Source organism: Pseudoxanthomonas mexicana (assembly GCF_014397415.1).
Taxonomy (GTDB): domain Bacteria; phylum Pseudomonadota; class Gammaproteobacteria; order Xanthomonadales; family Xanthomonadaceae; genus Pseudoxanthomonas_A; species Pseudoxanthomonas_A mexicana.
Genome location: NZ_CP060731.1, coordinates 858,968 through 876,550, shown reverse-complemented (window position 1 = coordinate 876,550; position 17,583 = coordinate 858,968). Strand labels below are relative to the sequence as shown.

The window sequence follows — 17,583 nt, the reverse complement described above, 5'->3', positions numbered from 1 at the left end:
CGGGTATTGCCTCGATCGGAGCTTGCGGGGAGGATGCGCAGCCGCCTTCCTGCCCTTCCTACATGGACCTGCTTTCCCTCGACCAGTTCGCCGGCTGCCTCCACGAGACCTTCTCGGCGGACCTGCAGGGCATGCAGATCGCTTTCGTGCTGGTGGAAGCGCTCCCGCTGCCGAACACCGGACCGGATGGGCAGCGCGCGCCGTTCTCGCTGGTGTTCCACAACGATTCGGCCCTGCTGTTCCCCCAGCAGACCTACCGGATGCAGCATCCGCGCCTGGGCGGCGTCGATATCTTTCTGGTACCCGTGGCCCAGGACAAAACCGGCTTCCTCTACCAGGCCGTCTTCAACTGACGGCTTACGACTTCCAGTCCATCCGGAGGTAGGGGGAGTGCCCCTCCTCGCCGGCCACGAAGCCAAGCCGTTCGTAGAGGCGGCGGGCACGCGGATTCTGTTGCAGAACATGCAACATGACGCCGCAGCCCTGCGCCGCCGCCTGGTCCTGCACGGCGCCGATCAACGCCGTCCCCAGGCCCTGCCCCCGCACGGCGGGAAACAGGCTGACGTCGACGATGAGGTAGGTGGGCGCGGTGCGCTGCAGGTAGAGACGGCCCAAAGGTCGGTCGCCGCGATCGCATACCGCCAGGAAGTCCGCGCTGCCATAGGCTTGCAGGTAGTGCCGGTGCTGGGCGTCGAACTGCTGGTCGAGGAAGTGGCGCTTCTGTTCCGGCGTCCACGGCACCGGCGCCATTTCGTCCGCACGCGTGCCGGCGTAGAGCTCGCGCAGCCAGGGCAGATCTTGCGCAGTGAGCCAGCGCAGGCGTGCGCCGCGGGCCGCCAAAGCGTCCGGTGTCCACAAAGACTGCGCGGGTTCGGGCGGAAAGCCCGGACTCATGGCGGACTCAGGGGAAAGAGGGATAGATGCCCTGCAGCGCAATGCAGAAGTTGACGCCCAGGTACGGCTGCTGGTTCTGGTGCGGCTGTCCGCCGCCGCTGGACGGCTGCAGCATGCCCGGTGCGAACGTGGTGCTGGGGGTGCCGGCGAAGAATGGTTTGTTGGCGGTATTGCCGGGCTGCGAGAGGCCGCCGTTGGCGACGGGGGTACCGGCGCGCTTGCCGGCGTCGCCCTGTAGATAGGCCGTGAGGCCATGGGAATGCTGTGGAATCTGGTTGCTGGTCAGCGTCACGGTGTTCGTGCCGAACGCTTCGCCCAGGCTGCGCGGCGTCAGTCCGGGGCCGTTACCCTGCTGGCATCCCGCGCGGCCCGCGAAGTTGGGCAGTTGGAAGGTTGTCTGCCCGTTGCCACCGTAAATCGTGCCGATCAGCGAGAAGAGCGCGGTGTTCTGCGAAATGGGCAGCGTGGCGCCGTTGCAGAACGCCCAACCCCGGGGATTGAAGTTGAAACCGAACAGCTGGATCTCGCCGATGTAAGGCTGGGTCATGGTGCAGCTCCAGGAACGTGGCGCGTGCGCGCGTGCGCGCTGAAGAAAGGGAAACGACGGCTCTACGCCGGGCTGGGGAAGATGCCCTGGGTGGCGATGCAGTACTGCACCGTCAGCGTGGGCATGCAGTTCTCGTGAGGCTGGCTGCCGCCGGCGAGCGACACCGACTGGGAGGACATGACGACGGGCGTGGCGCCGGTGATGTCCGACGCGTAGAAGGTTTCGCCACTCACCGCCCCAGGCAATGTCCCGCTGCCCGGCGCTGTTGCCGCTCCCACCGTGGATGTGGCTACCAAGGTATGTGTGTGCGCGGGCATCTGCGTGGGAAGTACGGTCACGGTTTCGGTGCCGGCGCGCTGGCCAAGCACATAATTGCTCAGTCCCGGCCCCTGGCCCTGGTGAATCGGCAGGCGTCCGCGCAGATCCGGCACCGCGAAGGTACTCTGTCCATCGCCTCCATAGGTCGTGCCGATCAGCGCGAACAGGGCGTCGTACTCGGAAATCGGCAACAGGCTGCCATCGCATGCCTGCCAGCCATCCGGCGCGCCGCGGGTGCCGAAACCGAATATGCGGATCTCGCCAATGTAGGGAGTGCTCATGAGTGCTCCAATGCGTCAGGACGCAGTCGCCTGGATCAGTTGCGCGAGGGAAAGATGCCGCTCAGCGCAATACAGAAGTTGACGACGCTGTAGGGCTGCAGGTTGGGATGTGGCTGGTTCCCTCCCGACGGTGCGACCGTCTGCGGGTTCTGCGGGACCAAGGCCCCGGGTGTCGCGTAGAGGTTGGGCGCGGCGCCGCTGCCCGTACTGGTGCCGAACAGCCGCCCGCCCGGAGATCGATTGTTGCCGTTGGCGGTGGTGGCGTTGACGCTGTGCGCATGGCTGGGCAGGTTCGTGCTCAGCAGCGTGACGTTCTCCACCCCTGACGACTGACCGATCTGGACGGACGGCGGCTGCCAGCTCGGATCCACGGACGAGGCGTAACCGACCGGCGTGCGGCTGCGCAGGTCAGGCAGCGCGAAGTTGGTGGTGCCGTTGCCGCCGTACTGCGTGCCCAGCAGCGAGAACAGCGCCTGGTTCTGGTTGATCGGCAGCAACTGGCCGTTGGCCAGAGCCCAGAACTTGGGCGCGAAATTGAAACCGGCCATCATGATCTGGCCGATGAAGAACTCGCTCATGAACCCTTTCCCCAGGTGGTGAGCGCAACGCCCCGATGCGTCGCTGGGGCGTACTGTGACCGCGAACCGGCAACCGGGCAAGCCCTTCAGTGACCGATTCCACAACTTCCCCTTCCGCCGGTGGACGTGATCTGCTCCAATAGGGTAGGGGAGAGGCCCGCTGCACCCTTGTGGGAACGCGGCGCGCCAGGATTCCATGTCTTCATCGCAACGCATGCAGTCGCACGCGCGCCCTGTCGGGGGCGATACCGCGGTCCGCGTTTTCTAGGGGAACAACATGATGTCGATCGTTCGAGCTGACGCCGTGCGCCGCGCACGGCTGATGGTGACCACGTGCCTGCTGGCCGGTCTTGGCCTGCTGTCGCCGGGCACCGCCCTCGCGCAACATTCCTCCGCCGAATGCCCGCCCCAGACGGCTACGGTCACCAGCGGCGGCACGGTGACGATCGATGTCAGCGATTGCGAGTTCGACAGCGGCTTCGGTGGTATCGGCGCCATCGATGGCGGCAGCTACGGCCCTGGGGACTTCGAGGATCACGGTACCGCCACGCTGCGCCAGACGCCCGGCGGATGGTTCCTCGATTACAGCCACAACGGCTCGACCGGCATCGGCTCGACCGATGTCTTCGAATTCGCCGACGGGTCCTTGAACGGCGATGGCGATGTACAGGTAACGATCACGATCACTCCGTCGGCCTCGCCGATCACGGTGTCGCCGGCGGCTCTGCCTACGCTCACCGCAGGCACGGCCTTCTCGCAGACGCTGTCGTCCAGCGGCGGCCTGGCGCCGTACACCTACAGCCTGCAGAGCGGCGTATTGCCCGTCGGCGTCAGCCTGACCAGCGGCGGCGTGCTCAGCGGCACGCCCACCCAGCGCGGCGCCTATTCGTTCAGTGTCCGCTCGACCGATTCCACTACCCCGACAGCGCAGTTCGTCGACAAGGGTTACACGGGCACGGTACAGAACCCGACGCTGACGCTGGCTACGCCGTCTGGCACCGCCATCCAGGGTGCGCCGTTCTCGCAGACGCTGTCGACCAGCGGTGGCGTGGCGCCCTATACGTATGCGCTGGAGACCGGCAGCTTTCCCGCAGGCATCACCCTCTCCAGCGGCGGTGTGGTCAGCGGCACCACCTCGGCCGCACCCGGCAACTACCCGGTCACGATACGGGTGACCGACAGCAGCACCGGTCCGGGCACCTACTTCGAGGTCGAGAACTACACCCTGACCGTCAGCGCCGCTCCGAACGTCAGGATCGAGGTATCACCGGCCAGCGTCAGCGAAGACGGCGCAACCAACCTCACCTACACGGTCACGCGCAGCCTGAGCCTGTCCTCGCCCACGGTGGTCAACATCACCACCTCCGGCACGGCGACTGCAGGCGCCGATTACACCGGCAATGTCGCGACGGTGACGATTCCCGCCGATGCGACCACCGCGACGATCACCATCGACCCGACCGTCGACGGCACCGTCGAAGCCGATGAAACCGTCACCCTGACAGTCGCCGCCGGCACCGGTTATACCGTCGGCGTGCCGGCCAGCGCGACCGGCAACATCCTCAACGACGACGTGCCGAGCGCGACGATCAGCGTGAGTCCAGCGAACGTCGCAGAAGACGGTGCGCCAAACCTCGTCTACACGGTCACGCTGAACCAGGCGTCGTTCTCCGCGCTCTCGATCGGCTACGCCATCGGCGGCACCGCGACGAACGGCGCCGACTACGCAACGATCGCCTCGCCGCTGGTCATTCCGGCGGGCAACACCACCGGCACGATCACGGTCAACCCCACCGCCGATGCCACCATCGAAGCCAACGAAACCGTCATCCTGACCCTGAATGCCGGTGCCGGCTATACCGTCGGCGTGCCCAACAGCGCCACCGGCACGATCCTCAACGACGACCTCCCGAACCTGGCGATCAACGACGTCACGGCGAACGAAGGCAATGCCGGCATCACCAACTTCACCTTCACGGTCAGCCTGAGCGCGCCGGCAGGTCCGGGCGGCGTGACGTTCGACATCGCCACCGCCAACGGCTCCGCCACCGCCGGTGTCGACTATGTGACCAGTAGTCTGACCGGCCAGACCATCCCCGCCGGCAGCAGCACCTACACCTTCACGGTGCAGGTCAACGGCGACACCGCCAACGAGTCAAGCGAAACCTTCTTCGTCAACGTGACCAACGTGGTGAACGCCGTGGTCGTGGACGGTCAGGGCGTGGGCACCGTCGTCAACGACGATCCGCTGCCGAGCCTGTCGATCGATGATGTCAGCGTGGTCGAAGGCAATGCCGGCACCGTCAACGCCGTATTCACCCTTACCCTGAGCGCCGCCAGCGGGCAGACGGTGTCAGTCAACTATGCGACGGCCGACGGCACCGCGACCCAGCCGGCGGACTACACCAGCACCTCCGGCAGCCTGACCTTCACGCCGGGCCAGACCACGCGCACGCTCACCGTGCCGGTGATCGGCGAGACAGTGCCGGAGGCCAACGAAACCTTCTTCGTCAACCTCAGCGGTGCGATCAACGCGACGATCAGCGACAACCAGGGTGTCGGCACGATTACCAACGACGATGTCCCGGTGACGGTCAGCCCGGGCACGCTGCCCAATGGCACCGTGGCCACCGCTTACAGCCAGACGATCACGGCCAGCGGCGGCACCGGTCCTTACGGTTTCGCGGTCACCGCGGGCGCCCTGCCTGCCGGCTTGACGCTGTCGCCCGGCGGCGCGCTGACGGGTACGCCCAGCGCCGGCGGCACGTTCAACTTCACCGTCACCGCGACCGACGGCAGTGCGTTCCCCGGTCCGTTCTCGGGCAGCCAGGCGTACACGCTGACCCTCGCCGCACCGACCATCGCGCTGCCGGCGACCCCACTGGCCGGCGGCACGCTGGGCGCGGCGTACTCGGCCGCGATCACCCCGGCCTCGGGCGGCACGGCTCCCTATGCGTATGCCGTCACCGCCGGCGCACTGCCGGGCGGCCTGACGCTCAATACGTCGACCGGCTCCATCACCGGCACGCCGAGCGCGCTGGGCACCTTCAACTTCAGCATCACCGCCACCGACAGCAGTACCGGCACGGGACCGTACACCGCCACCCAGGCTTACGCGATCACGGTGATCGATGAGGCGCCGACGGGTGGCAACTCGTCGCTGACGGTGGCCTACAACGCCCCCGCCACGAACGTGCCGCTGACGCTCAGCGGCGGTGCGCCCACGTCGTTGGCCATCGCCACGCCGCCGGTTAACGGTACCGCCATCGTCAGCGGCACCACCATCACCTACCAGCCGAATGCCGGGTACGCCGGGCCTGACAGCTTCACCTACACCGCGACCAACAGTGGCGGCGCGTCCGCGCCCGCGACCGTGAGCGTGACCGTGCAGGATGCGGTGATCACCATCACCGCCGCCGGCGGCTTCGCCGCCACGGTGGCCGCGCCGTACACGCAGACCTTCACCTTCAACGGCGGCACATCGCCGTGGAGCGGCTACCAGGTCACCAACCTGCCGGCCGGCGTGGCCATCGCCGGCACCACCGCGAACACCGTGACGATCTCCGGCACGCCGACGCAGGCGGGCACGTTCAACCTCAACGTGTCGGCGACCGACGGCAGCACGGGCAACGGTCCCTACACCGTGGGCCAGGCGTTCACGCTGACAGTGGCCGGACCGACGTTGACGCTGGCTCCGGCATCACCTGCACTGAATGCCACCTACGCGACGGCATTCACCCAGGCGTTCTCGACCACAGGCGGCGTGGGGCCCTACACCTATGCCGTGAGCGGTACGCTGCCGGCAGGCGTGAGCCTGAGCGGCGATACCCTTTCCGGCACGCCCACGGCGCCCGGCAGCTACAGCTTCACGATCACCGCCACCGATGCGGGCGCGAGCGGTGTCGGCGCTCCTTTCACCACCAGCCGCGTGTACACGCTGGAGGTGGCAGCCCCGACATTGACGTTGACGCCCGCGACGCTGTCCGCCTCGACCGCGGGCACGGTGTACACCCAGGCGTTGTCGGCCAGTGGAGGCGTTGCTCCGTATTCGTTTGCGCTCTCCGCCGGTACCCTGCCGGCCGGACTGACGCTGACCAGCTCGGGCACGCTTGCGGGCACACCGACCGAAGCGGGGACGTTCAACGTGTCCGTCACGGCCACGGACACCTACGGCCAGGCCGTGACCCGCGCGTATGCGCTCGAGGTTGCACAACCCACGCTCACGCTGGCGCCCGGCGGCGGCGCGTTGCCCAACGCGACGGCCGGCGCGGCATTCAGCCAGTCGCTGGTGGCGAGCGGCGGTATCGCGCCCTACACGGCGACCCTCAACGGCGCGCTCCCGACGGGCATCACCTTCAATCCCGCCACGCTGGCATTCGCCGGCACACCGACCGAGTCGGGCACCTTCACGTTCGACGTGACGGCGACGGACAGCACCGGCGGCACCCCCGGCACCGTGACGGCCACTTATTCGCTGACGGTCCTGGTGCCCCCGCTCTCGCTGTCGCCGGAAACGGTGCAGGGCGCAACGGCGGGCGTGACCTATACGCAGACCTTCGTTGCCACGGGAGGCGTCGCTCCCTACCAGTACACACTGAGTGCGGGCACGTTGCCGGCCGGGCTGACGTTGGACACGGCCACCGGCCAGCTTGCGGGCACGCCGACGCAGGCGGGCAGCTTCGACTTCAGCGTCACCGCCACCGACAGCACGACCGGCACGGCGGCGACCACGGTACGTGCATACACGCTGGCCGTTTCGGCTCCCGTGATCGTGGTGGATCCCGACACGCTGCCGACCGCGCTGCAGTCGGTGGAGTACACGCAGGCCCTGTCCGCCCGCGGCGGCACCGCGCCGTACACGTTCACGCTGGATGCAGGCACGCTGCCGACCGGCATGACGCTGTCTGCGGAGGGTGCGCTGTCGGGCACGCCGAGCGCGACCGGCAGCTTCGAGGTGACCATCCGCGCCACCGATGCGCTGGGTTTCAGCGGCACGCGGACCTATGCGCTCACCGTGATCGCACGCCCCGACCCGACGCGTGACCCGGAAGTGCGGGGATTGCTGGAAGCGCAGGCCGAAGCGACGCGTCGCTTCGCCGCCGGCCAGATCGCCAACTTCCAGCAGCGTCTGGAGCAGTTGCATGGCGGCGCGACGGCGGACGGCATGCGCAACGGCGTGTCGTTCACCACCCGCGAACGGTGCCAGGACAACCGTGCCTACACGGATCTGGATGCCTGCGGCGCCAGCGCGCGCGCCGCCGATGCCAGGCGGAACGCGGCGGGCGAGCAGCGCTTGTCCGGTGGTGCCAGTCCGGATGAGGAAGGGACGGCCTCGCAGGCGGATGCCGCCGCATTCGGCTTCTGGACCGGGGGCACGCTGCGCTCGGGCAATTTCGACGGACGCGCGGGCAGCAACAGCCTGGATTTCGAAACCGAAGGCGTGAGCGCCGGCGCCGACCGCCGCTTCCGTCCGGACTTCGTGGCCGGCCTGGGCCTGGGTTACGGCCAGGACAGCACGGCGATCGGCAACAACGGCACCCAGCTCGATGGCAAGGCGTGGACGCTGGCGATGTACGGCAGCTATCACCCCGGCGAGCGCCTGTTCGTCGATGGCCTGCTGGGCTACCAGCGCCTGTCGTACGACGTGGAACGCTTCGTCACCGCCAACGACGGCCGTGTCCGCGGTTCGCGCGATGGCGACCAGTGGTTCGCGTCGCTGTCCATCGGTACCGACCTCACGCGCGGTGGCGCGCAGCTGACGCCCTATGCACGCGTGGACGCGATGCGGGCCACGTTGGATCCGTACACGGAGCGTGGCGATACCATCTATGCGCTGACCTACGGCGAACAGGACGTGGACACCACCACCGGCAACATCGGCCTGCGCATGGCGTTCCGCCGCAACGCGATCTGGGGTGCGTTCTCGCCGCAGGCGCGTCTGGAGTACCAGCACGACTTCACCGCGGACAGCCGCACGTTCATGCAGTACGCCGACCTGCTGGGCCCGACCTATGCGACCTCGGTCAGCGGCTACGACCGCAGCCGGTTCATGCTGGGGCTGGGCGTGCTGTTCGACTTCGGCGCGTACTCGCTGCAGGTCGACTACCGCGGCGTGGTGGGCAGCAGCGACCAGCGCGACAACGCCCTGCAGGTGATGTTCCAGGCAGGCCGGTGATGCTGAGCGCACCGACCCGCGAAACCCTGACCAAGGAATAGACGGACATGACACGTTCTGACTGGATGGCCCAGGTACTGCGATTGGCCCGCATCGGCCAGACATGCGCACGCACCGGCGACGAGGTAGGCGAAGCCGTGGCCCGCGGCACGCCCGACAGCCAGGACCGCCGCCGCCTGATGCAGGCGGCCGTGGGCGGCGTCGCGGCAGCGGGGCTCGGCGCGATGGCGCCGCCCCTGCTCGCCGCCACCGCACAGGACGCGCGCGCCGTGTATGCGCGCCTGACCAACACGCGCGGGGTGGCCGTCGTGGGCGCAGGCCTGGCCGGCCTGGCCTGCGCGACCGAACTGACCCGTCTCGGCGTGCCGGCGAAGGTGTTCGAATCGGCCCAACGCGTCGGCGGTCGCTGCTGGTCGGCCCGCAACGTGTTCCCGGGTCAGGTGGCCGAACGCGGCGCCGAGTTCATCGGCAGCTCCCATCACGCCATGCTGGGCTACGCGCGCGCGCTGGGCCTGCCGCTGGAGGCGGTCGACGGCGACCGTGGCCGCAGCAGCGCCTTCCACCACTTCGCCGGCCAGCGTCATAGCGATGCGGAGATCGCGGACGAGTTCCGTGCGTTCGCCGATTTCATCCGCGAAGACCTGGAGCCGTTGGGCGCACCGCACGCGGAACGCTTCTGCGCACGCGCCGAAGCGCTCGACTTCATGACGCTGGACGAATACCTCACGCTGTACGGCGCCAGCGGCCTGCTGCGCAGCGTGCTGGGCAACGCCTTCCTGGGCGAGTTCGGCAGCGACCTGGACGAAGTCAGCGCGCTGGCCTTCCTGCGTTTCGTCTACGGCGACCGGCGCAGCAAGTTCGCCCTGCAGGGCACCGGCGAATCGCTGCGCGTGGTCGGCGGCAACGACCTGATCGCCACCGGACTGGCGCAGAAGCTGCCGCAGCCGGTGCAGTTGGGCCACCGCCTGGTGGCCGTGACCCGCCGCCTGGGCGGCACGGTACGACTGACGTTCGACCTGCGCGGCAAGTACGTGCAGCGCGATTTCGATGCCGTGGTGCTGGCGATGCCTTTCAGCGTGCTGCGCGACGTGGAAATGCGTGGCGTGGAGATGTCGGCGTGGAAGCGCCAGGCAATCGACAAATCGGAGATGGGCGACAGCAGCCGGCTGCTCGTCGGGTTCTCGCGCCCGTACTGGCGCGAAGCCGGCGCCAGCGGCAGCGGCAAAGCGGACCTGCCGAACCTGCAGAATGCTTGGGAAACCAACCCCTCGCGTGCCGGTCGTGCCGGTGCCGTCATCGCGCACCAAGTGGGCGGCCAGGCCGCACGCAGCCTGCTGCCCGCCAGCCTGCAGATGGATGCGGTGGGCTTCGTGGCGTCGCTGGAGGAAGTGCTGCCCGGCGCGATGCAGGCGGTCTCGCGCGATCGCCGCGGCAGGATCCTCGCCACCAGCCAGAACTGGAGCACCGATCCCAACAGCCGCGGCGCCTTCCCGCGGCCGCAGCCGGGCTACTTCACCCGCATCGCGCACGCGGAAGCCGGTGCCGTGGACAACCTGCTGTTCGCCGGCGACCACACCAGCAGCTTCTACGAATGGCAGGGCTTCATGGAAGGCGCGGTGCTGTCGGGCCTGCGTGCGGCCAGCGAGGCCAGCACGCTGTTCCGCGGCGGCTGAGGCCGGGCCCACGCCGGCGGAGGGCGCTGGGCGGGCAGGGGACGGACGGGCTTTCCGTTATCCTGCCCGTCCCCCGTCCGAAGCCCGCCCATGACCGACCTGCTCGCCGCGCTGCTGCTCGGCATCCTCGAAGGCCTGACCGAGTTCCTGCCCATCTCCAGCACGGGCCACCTGCTGATCGCGCAGCACTGGCTGGGCCAGCGCTCGGACTTCTTCAATATCGTCATCCAGGCCGGCGCGATCCTGGCCACCACGCTGGTGTTCCGCCGGCGCATCTGGGAACTGGCCACCGGCTGGCGCGATGCCGCCACCCGCGACTACGCGCTCAAGCTGGCGGTGGCCTTCCTGGTGACCGCCCTCGTCGGCCTGCCGGTGCGGCTGGCCGGTTGGGAATTGCCCGAGACCGTCACCCCGGTGGCGTGGGCGCTGATCCTGGGCGGCGTGTGGATGCTGGCGGCGGAGCACTTCGCCGAGAAGCGCGGCGACGTGGCCGACATCACGTGGAAAGTGGCGGTGCTGGTGGGGCTGGCGCAGGTGGTGGCCGGCGTCTTCCCGGGCACCTCGCGCTCGGCGGCGGCGATCTTCATGGCAATGCTGGCCGGCACCAGCCGGCGCTCGTCGGCGGCGGAGTTCGTGTTCCTGGTCGGCATCCCCACCATGTTCGCGGCCAGCGGCTATGCGTTCCTCGAACTAGTGAAGGACGACGCGCTGGGCAGCGAGAACTGGGGCGAGGTGGCCTTGGCCTTCGTCGCCGCCACCGCCACCGGTTTCGTGGTGGTGAAGTGGCTGCTGGGTTTCATCAAAGCGCACCGCTTCACCGGATTCGCGCTCTACCGCATCGTGCTCGGCGCGCTGCTGCTGTTGCTGATGCCGGCCGGCAGCTGAGGCCGGCCCGTCTTCACCCCGTTCCGACCCCTCGCGCGTTTGCATAAGCCACCCCTGACGGAGGACGCCATGAAACGACTGCTGCTGCTTGCCCTTCCCCTGGCCCTGGCCGGCTGCCCCAAACCGGCGGAACAGGCCGCCGCCCCGGCGGCACCGGCGTCGGCCCCGGCGCCTGAAACACCCGCACCCTCGTCCGTCGACGCGCCTGCGCTGCTCCCGCAGTACCACTGGCGACTCTCGGACGCGAACGACGCGCAAGGCAAGCGCATCGACGCCCTGTTCGCGCGCGCCGACCAGCCCGTGCAGCTCGATTTCAGGGACGGCCGCCTTGGCGTATCCAACACCTGCAACCGCATGGGGGGCAGCTACACCCTGTCGGATACCAGCCTCACCATCGGCCGCCTGGCCTCCACCCTGATGGCCTGCACCGACAGCGCCCTGATGGCGCTGGACCAGGAAGTGGGCAAGCGGCTGGAAGGAACGCTGAAGCTCGCCGCGACGCAGAACGATGCGGCCCGGTTGACGCTCACCACGGCGAACGGCGACACGCTGGTGTTCACCGGCGACCCGACCGCCGAAACCCGCTACGGCGGCCCCGGCGAGCGCGTGTTCCTGGAGGTGGCGGCCGAGACCAAGCCCTGCAGCCACCCCCTGATCCCCGACAAGCAATGCCTGCAGGTGCGCGAGATCCAGTACGACGACAAGGGCCTGAAGGTCGGTACGCCCGGCGCGTTCCAGCACTTCTACGACAGCATCGAGGGCTACACGCACGAGCCCGGCATCCGCAACGTGCTGCGCGTGGACCGCTACACCGTGAAGAACCCGCCTGCAGATGCATCGTCCAGCGCCTACGTACTGGACATGGTGGTGGAGTCGGCGAACGAGAAGAAATGATGCCGCCGGCGGTGGCCGCGTCGCCGTTATAGTGGCGCGCCACCGTAGCCCACGCACCCCGATGAAGCCTTTCGCACGGAATGCGACCCTCTCCTGGCTCGCCGTCTCTCTATTGGGCGTCGCGGCGCTCGCCCTCTGGGTGCCGGCGCTGTGGACGCCTTTCTGGGGCGACGACTACGTCTTCCTGCACGGCGCGCACGCGACCAATGCGTCCGGTGCGCCGTGGTGGTCGGATTTCTGGCCCGCCTCGCCGGTGCGCTTCTGGCGCCCACTGTCGCAGGAGGCCTACTGGCGCTTCGTCGATGCCGTGTTGCACGGCAACGCTTTCGCGGCACACGGGGCGAATCTGGCGCTGCACGTGTCGGCGTCTCTGGGCGTGGCTCTGCTGGCGCTTCGCGTGGCGCGCGCCTGTGCCTGGGCCGGACCCGGCAGGATCGCCGCACTCGCCGGCGTTGCCTACGCCGCGTTGACGATGCACCTGCTGCCGGTGCATTGGGTCGCCGCCGCCAACACCGCCCTGCTGACCCTGTTCACCACCTTGGCGCTGGCCGCGTGGGTCAGCGCGCGCGATGCCCGCGGGATCGGGCGCGTCGCCCTGCTCACGTCGGTGACGGTGCTGTTGGTCCTGGCCCTGCTCTGCAAGGAGTCCGCCGCCCTCACGCCGGGATTGATGCTGGTGGTGGCCGCATTCGTCGGCCTTCGCCGCCCTTTCAAGGGCGAGATCGCCACCTGGCTGACCACCGTCGTCGTCGTGCTCGCATGGCTGGTGCTGCGCGCGCGCTTCACGGCGAACACCGATGCCGCGTACGAACTGAGCCTTGGCGGCCACGTGGTGCGCAACACCGCCTCGTTTGCGGCATGGCTGCTGAATGTCCCGCGTGAAGCCATGCGCATGGCGGTCGCCGGCGACCGGCTGCCGGGCCTGGCCTGGATCGCCGCGACGGCGCTGCCGATGCTGGCCGCCTGGGCTCTCGCGTTCCGGCACAGCCGCGCCGCACTGGCACCGCGGCAATGGCTGGCGCTGCCGCTCTTCGCAGTACTGGCTTACGCCCCCTACTTCCTGTTCGCATGGAACAGCTACGAGTACTACGCCGCCGTCGCTGTCATCCTCCCGATCATCGCGCTGGCACGCGGCATCGTGGATACGCCGCGCGCGCCCGTGGTCGCCGCACTCATCGCCGTGTCGTCATGGATCGCCGTGGAAGGCACGCGCCGCCTCGACCATCCGGGGCTGATCGGACGCGCACGCTGGGCGGAAGCGACGTTGCAGGCGCTCGAGCGCCAGCCGCCACCGGCCCTGCCCCTGCATGTCAGCGTCGCGGACGAGCAGCGTTTCTATGCCATCGGCGCATGGGGCCTGGCATGGCGTCTCGGTATACCGTTGCAGAGCATCGGCATCGCGCGCGAATGCCCGGCGACCGGACCTTGCCTCGTCATCGATGACCAAGGCGTCGTTCGATGGCGGGAAGCGCACTGACGCGCCGGTTCGCGCTTGCACGGACGCCCGAAGCTCTGCCGTTTCAGCCGCGCAGCGCAGTATTGAGCGTATACGTGCCGTGGACCGCCGCTTCGGCCAGTACGTGACCCTGCATCGCGCGTTCGACATCGGCCGCGGTGAAGCGCTCCGGCAGGTCGAGGGTTGCCACGTCCAGCGCGAACAGGCGGAAGAAGTAGCGGTGCACGCGCAGGTCGTTGAACGGCGGATACGGGCCGTCGTAACCGGAATAGTCGCCGCCCATCTGCGCGTCGCCCGCAAACCAGCCGGTGTAGTCGTTCAGTCCCTGGCGCGCGCCGGCGGGCCCCGCCGGCTGCCGCTTGCCGCGCGCGGTGACGCCGTCGCTGCAGCTGCCGGCGGCGATCGTGCGCACGTCGGGGCCGATGTCCGCCATCGCCCAGTGGATGAAGTGCGCGCGCGGCTGTTCGACCGGGATCTGCACATCGTCGCGACCGACCGTTTCGGGAACGGTCGGTGCGTCCGGGTCGATGCAGAGCAGCGCGAACGACCGCGTGCCGTCCGGTACGTCGGACCACGCCAGATGTGGGTTGCGGTTGGGCGCGAACCCGTCCGGCTGCCCCATCGCGAACTCCGCCGGGATCGGACGGGCATTCTCGAAACTGTCGCTCCAAAGGCGCATGTGCGGCTCCTGTCGAAAGGGGATGATCAAGCCTCGGGATATCCCAGGCGCACGGCGACCGGGGTGAGGGTGGCGAACGGGCCGGCAAGGGCCTGCGCATACTGGCGCCAGTGACCGGCCGGGAAGCCCACGCTGCCCACGCGCACCGGCGCCGGTAACGAGGCACCGCCCAGCACCTGGCCCAGCGCCGATGCGAGCCGTTGCGGATCGTTCTCCATGCCATCGATACGGAGGACGACGGCGGGATACAACTGCTGTTCCAGCAGGCCGGCCAGGTGCTCCAGCACGCCGGCCAGCCATGTAGCCGCCACTTCCGTGGACGGGATATCCATCATCGACGGCGCTCCCCATGCCAGCCATTCCAGCAGCATGTCGCGCGGATCGCGCAGGATCGCCAGCAGACGTCCCTGCGGCAACTGCGGACGCAACGCCTGCAGCAGCGTGTTGTCCCACCACACCAGCCAGTCGATCACGTTGCCGCTGCGCGCGCCGCGCGCCGGCAGCGCGCTGCGCCAGCTCGCCACGAGCGTCGCCGCGTCAGCCTGTCCGGACAACAGCTGTTCCACCGTGGCGAACGGTTGCAACGGGTCCTTCGGCGGCGTCGTGCCGAAACGGTCCACAAGCAGCGCCGCGCGGGCCTGCGTGAGTACGGCGACGATGCGCTCCACACCGGAACCCGGTGGCCCCCAGAGCAGAAGCGGCCACTCGTTGTTCCCCTCCGGCACGGCCGCCAGCGCAGGCCAGGCCTGCGCCGGCGGGCCGAGCAAGGGCAAGGGCAGCGACGGCGATTGCTGTGCGCGCACGCTCCAGCTGGCCACGGCTTCCGCGGCCTGCCCCGCGCGGTCCTGCGCCATGCCCAGCCAACCGTACAACAGCGCGCGCGCATCGCCACCCTGTGCCTGCGCCAGCAATCCCTGGACATACATCACGGCGGCAGCCGGATCACGTGCCACCAGCGCATTCACCTTGCGCGCCTGCGCCGCACCATGGCCCGGCTGCAACGCCACGATCCGGTCGGCGATGGCGTCTGCTTCGTCCAGGCGGCCTGCATGCTCCAACGCCGCCAGCCTGCCTCCGAGGGCATTGACCGACTGCGGCTGGGCTTCCACCCAGCGCCGGGAGACCTCCAGCGCATCGCTGCTGCCGATGTCCTCCAGCGCCAGGCGCGCCAACCACAGATCGGCGTTGCCCGAGGCGAACGCCAGGCATGCCTCCAGCGCCTGCCGTCCCTCTTCGCGCCGTCCCTGCCGGTGCCACAGTTCCAGCAGGGACGAAAGCAGTTCGCGATCCTGCACGCCTCCGGCAAGCGCGGCCTGCAGCAGGGGCGCCGCCTGTTCCAGCCGGCCCGCCTGCAGGTGCAGGCGGCCCGCGAGGCTGCGCACGCCGGCAGTCGCCCGCTGTGCGTCTGCGAGGACCGGATCGAGCAGCTCAAGCGCCTCCTCCGGCCGCCCCTGACGGCCCGCCAGGCTGGCGATGAGCAGGGTCAGATCCGTGGCAGCCGGCACCTTCGCCGCGATATTGCGGAAGGTCTGCTCCGCGAACGCCAGGTGACCGCGCGCCATGTAGACGAAACCGAGCGCGTGCATCAGCTGCAGGTCGTCCGGCGCACGCTGCAGCGCGGCCGAAAGCTGCTTCAGCGCAGCCTCCGCATCGCCTTGTCGCAACAGCACCATGCCCTCGACGAATGCCAGGCGCGGATGCTCGGGCGCCACACGTGCCGCCAGCCGGTTGAGCCGCTGCGCCTCGTCCAGGTCGCCGCGGGCCAGGGCCAGCTGGGCCTGCACGACATAGGCAGTGAACTGGTTGGGGTCCAGCCCGGTGGCCTGGTCCAGCGCGGCACGCGCCTCATCGGGCTTCCGGCTGCCCACCAGCACGCCCGCCCGTGCCAGATGGAGTTCGGCGTCTTCCGGCGCCAGCGCGATGGCGCGGTCGATGCTGGCCAGCGCCGCTTCGGCCTGGCCGCTCTGCAGCTGGGCGGCAGAAAGCCAGCGCAGCGCCTGAGCATCGTCGGGGCGCTCGGCCGCCAGGGCTTCCGCCGCGGCCAGGGCGTCGGCCACCGCACCACGGCGGAGGTCGTTGAGGATCGGGTCGTACATGGGACTACCGGTTGCGGGCAAACCCCGATTGTAACGGTCGCCCCGGTCTCAGGCGCCGCCGCCGGACAGCCGCTCCGCCACCCAGCGTTCGGCGTAGCCATCGCAGGCGGCGTTCTCGATGAAGCCGCAATGCCCGCCCCACGGGGCGATTTCCAGCGTGGCATGCGGTGGCAGCGCCCAGTCGCGGAAGGTGTCGAAGGGGATGACCGGGTCGTCCTCGGCCATCAGGATGTGCGCCGGCACCGTCAGCGCCGCCAGGCGGTCGCCGGCGATGGCATAGCCGTCGAAGTAGGCCTCCAGCGTGCCGAAGGCGGTATGGCGCTGCACCAGCCAGTCGGTCAGCGCGCGGATGTCCAGCGCCAGCACGGTGTCGTCGAAATCGTGGCGCTGCGGGAACAGGCTGCGCTTGCGCTGCAGCGAGCGGCGCCACTTGCGAGCGAAGTACCAGTCGTACAGCGGCAGGCCGCTTTCGATGCGGTCCATCGTCGTGGCCGGGTCCAGCAGCGGACACACGGCGGCCACATGCGCCAGCGCCAGCCCCGCGTCCGGGGCGCGCAGCGCGAGCCGCAGCGCGAAGTTGCCGCCCAGCGAATAGCCGGCCACCCGCATCGGCACGTCGCCGGCGAAGCGTCGCGACACGTCCAGCGCCGCGTGCACCACTTCGTCGAGCCGGTTGGAGTGGAACAGGTCTTCGTTCAGGTGATGGGTGTCGCCGTGGTCGCGGAAGTTCAGCCGGAACACGTCGAATCCGCGCCGCAGCAGCTGCGCGGCCGTCAGGCGCATGTAGCTGGAATCGGCGCTGCCCTCCCATCCGTGCAGCAGCAGCACCAGCCCGCGCGGCGCGCGGTCCGGGATGCGGCTGAGGAACCCCTGCAGGCGTACGTCGTCGCCGCCATCGACGATATGCTCCACCGTCACCGCACCGCTGCCCAGCAGCGCGCGCAGGCCACGACGGCGGCGCAGTGCGCTGGAACCCAGCACCGACTGCAGGTGCGGATTGCGCAGCCAGCGCGGCGGTCGGTAGTCGGCGGCAGTGATCATGGGGTCGTCGCGGCAGCGTCGGGGCGAGGGTGGCACCGGTGGGTCGAGTATTCCCTCGAATCCGTC

General features: G+C 69.2%; 13 protein-coding genes. 6 read left to right on the top strand and 7 right to left on the bottom strand.

The genetic code is table 11. From position 1 onward, the window contains the following. The first annotated feature begins 62 nt into the window (after nt 1–62). Complete coding sequence (locus IAE60_RS03975; protein WP_187573960.1) at nt 63–353, top strand: DUF6916 family protein; 291 nt, start codon at nt 63–65, stop codon at nt 351–353. Nucleotides 354–357: 4 nt separating this feature from the next. Here IAE60_RS03975 and IAE60_RS03970 read toward each other — a convergent pair whose 3' ends face one another. The 4 genes from IAE60_RS03970 to IAE60_RS03955 form a co-directional block, all read right to left on the bottom strand. Beyond that, a complete protein-coding gene (locus IAE60_RS03970) occupies nt 358–894 on the bottom strand; it encodes a GNAT family N-acetyltransferase (RefSeq protein ID WP_185894746.1) in 537 nt (178 codons plus the stop codon). A gap of 7 nt (nt 895–901) precedes the next feature. Then, nucleotides 902–1,441, bottom strand: coding sequence for a phage tail protein (locus tag IAE60_RS03965; protein WP_185894745.1), 540 nt, complete (start codon nt 1,439–1,441; stop codon nt 902–904). Nucleotides 1,442–1,503: 62 nt separating this feature from the next. Further along, complete coding sequence (locus tag IAE60_RS03960; RefSeq protein ID WP_185894744.1) at nt 1,504–2,040, bottom strand: phage tail protein; 537 nt, start codon at nt 2,038–2,040, stop codon at nt 1,504–1,506. A gap of 35 nt (nt 2,041–2,075) precedes the next feature. Continuing rightward, nucleotides 2,076–2,618 (bottom strand): phage tail protein, encoded by a 543-nt coding sequence (locus IAE60_RS03955; RefSeq protein ID WP_185894743.1) that lies wholly within the window; start codon nt 2,616–2,618, stop codon nt 2,076–2,078. A 277-nt stretch (nt 2,619–2,895) separates the two neighbouring features. Here IAE60_RS03955 and IAE60_RS03950 point away from each other — a divergent pair, with 277 nt between their 5' ends. The 5 genes from IAE60_RS03950 (at nt 2,896) to IAE60_RS03930 (ending at nt 13,722) form a co-directional block, all read left to right on the top strand. Then, nucleotides 2,896–8,793: a putative Ig domain-containing protein gene (locus tag IAE60_RS03950; RefSeq protein WP_244966648.1), complete on the top strand. Its 5,898-nt coding sequence runs from the start codon at nt 2,896–2,898 to the stop codon at nt 8,791–8,793. 47 nt (nt 8,794–8,840) lie between these two features. Beyond that, nucleotides 8,841–10,466, top strand: coding sequence for a flavin monoamine oxidase family protein (locus IAE60_RS03945; protein ID WP_187573959.1), 1,626 nt, complete (start codon nt 8,841–8,843; stop codon nt 10,464–10,466). 90 nt (nt 10,467–10,556) lie between these two features. Then, nucleotides 10,557–11,351: an undecaprenyl-diphosphate phosphatase gene (locus IAE60_RS03940; RefSeq protein ID WP_187573958.1), complete on the top strand. Its 795-nt coding sequence runs from the start codon at nt 10,557–10,559 to the stop codon at nt 11,349–11,351. Between the two features lie 69 nt (nt 11,352–11,420). Then, nucleotides 11,421–12,245, top strand: a complete 825-nt coding sequence (locus IAE60_RS03935) for an META and DUF4377 domain-containing protein (RefSeq protein ID WP_187573957.1) — start codon at nt 11,421–11,423, stop codon at nt 12,243–12,245. Between the two features lie 61 nt (nt 12,246–12,306). Next, the gene (locus IAE60_RS03930; RefSeq protein ID WP_187573956.1) at nt 12,307–13,722 is read left to right on the top strand and encodes a hypothetical protein; all 1,416 of its coding nucleotides are present in this window, start codon (nt 12,307–12,309) and stop codon (nt 13,720–13,722) included. 43 nt (nt 13,723–13,765) lie between these two features. Here the strand turns inward: IAE60_RS03930 and IAE60_RS03925 are convergent, their stop codons facing one another. Genes IAE60_RS03925 through IAE60_RS03915 form a run of 3 tightly spaced genes read right to left on the bottom strand, consistent with a single transcriptional unit; the run spans nt 13,766 to nt 17,514 of the window. Further along, complete coding sequence (locus tag IAE60_RS03925) at nt 13,766–14,380, bottom strand: YbhB/YbcL family Raf kinase inhibitor-like protein (RefSeq protein WP_187573955.1); 615 nt, start codon at nt 14,378–14,380, stop codon at nt 13,766–13,768. A gap of 26 nt (nt 14,381–14,406) precedes the next feature. Next, nucleotides 14,407–16,476 carry a tetratricopeptide repeat protein gene (locus tag IAE60_RS03920; protein WP_187573954.1) on the bottom strand — a complete coding sequence of 690 codons (2,070 nt, stop codon included), beginning with the start codon at nt 16,474–16,476 and terminating at the stop codon, nt 14,407–14,409. Nucleotides 16,477–16,524: 48 nt separating this feature from the next. After that, nucleotides 16,525–17,514, bottom strand: coding sequence for a YheT family hydrolase (locus tag IAE60_RS03915; protein WP_187574651.1), 990 nt, complete (start codon nt 17,512–17,514; stop codon nt 16,525–16,527). Nucleotides 17,515–17,583: the final 69 nt, after the last annotated feature.

What these genes read in the sequence shown, in the direction of transcription:
- IAE60_RS03960 (WP_185894744.1), bottom strand. Translation starts at nt 2,040, where the DNA reads ATGAGCACTCCCTACATTGGCGAGATCCGCATATTCGGTTTCGGCACC.
- IAE60_RS03955 (WP_185894743.1), bottom strand. Translation starts at nt 2,618, where the DNA reads ATGAGCGAGTTCTTCATCGGCCAGATCATGATGGCCGGTTTCAATTTC.
- IAE60_RS03930 (WP_187573956.1), top strand. Translation starts at nt 12,307, where the DNA reads ATGAAGCCTTTCGCACGGAATGCGACCCTCTCCTGGCTCGCCGTCTCT.
- IAE60_RS03920 (WP_187573954.1), bottom strand. Translation starts at nt 16,476, where the DNA reads ATGTACGACCCGATCCTCAACGACCTCCGCCGTGGTGCGGTGGCCGAC.
- IAE60_RS03965 (WP_185894745.1), bottom strand. Translation starts at nt 1,441, where the DNA reads ATGACCCAGCCTTACATCGGCGAGATCCAGCTGTTCGGTTTCAACTTC.
- IAE60_RS03925 (WP_187573955.1), bottom strand. Translation starts at nt 14,380, where the DNA reads ATGCGCCTTTGGAGCGACAGTTTCGAGAATGCCCGTCCGATCCCGGCG.
- IAE60_RS03950 (WP_244966648.1), top strand. Translation starts at nt 2,896, where the DNA reads ATGATGTCGATCGTTCGAGCTGACGCCGTGCGCCGCGCACGGCTGATG.
- IAE60_RS03975 (WP_187573960.1), top strand. Translation starts at nt 63, where the DNA reads ATGGACCTGCTTTCCCTCGACCAGTTCGCCGGCTGCCTCCACGAGACC.
- IAE60_RS03935 (WP_187573957.1), top strand. Translation starts at nt 11,421, where the DNA reads ATGAAACGACTGCTGCTGCTTGCCCTTCCCCTGGCCCTGGCCGGCTGC.
- IAE60_RS03970 (WP_185894746.1), bottom strand. Translation starts at nt 894, where the DNA reads ATGAGTCCGGGCTTTCCGCCCGAACCCGCGCAGTCTTTGTGGACACCG.
- IAE60_RS03940 (WP_187573958.1), top strand. Translation starts at nt 10,557, where the DNA reads ATGACCGACCTGCTCGCCGCGCTGCTGCTCGGCATCCTCGAAGGCCTG.
- IAE60_RS03945 (WP_187573959.1), top strand. Translation starts at nt 8,841, where the DNA reads ATGACACGTTCTGACTGGATGGCCCAGGTACTGCGATTGGCCCGCATC.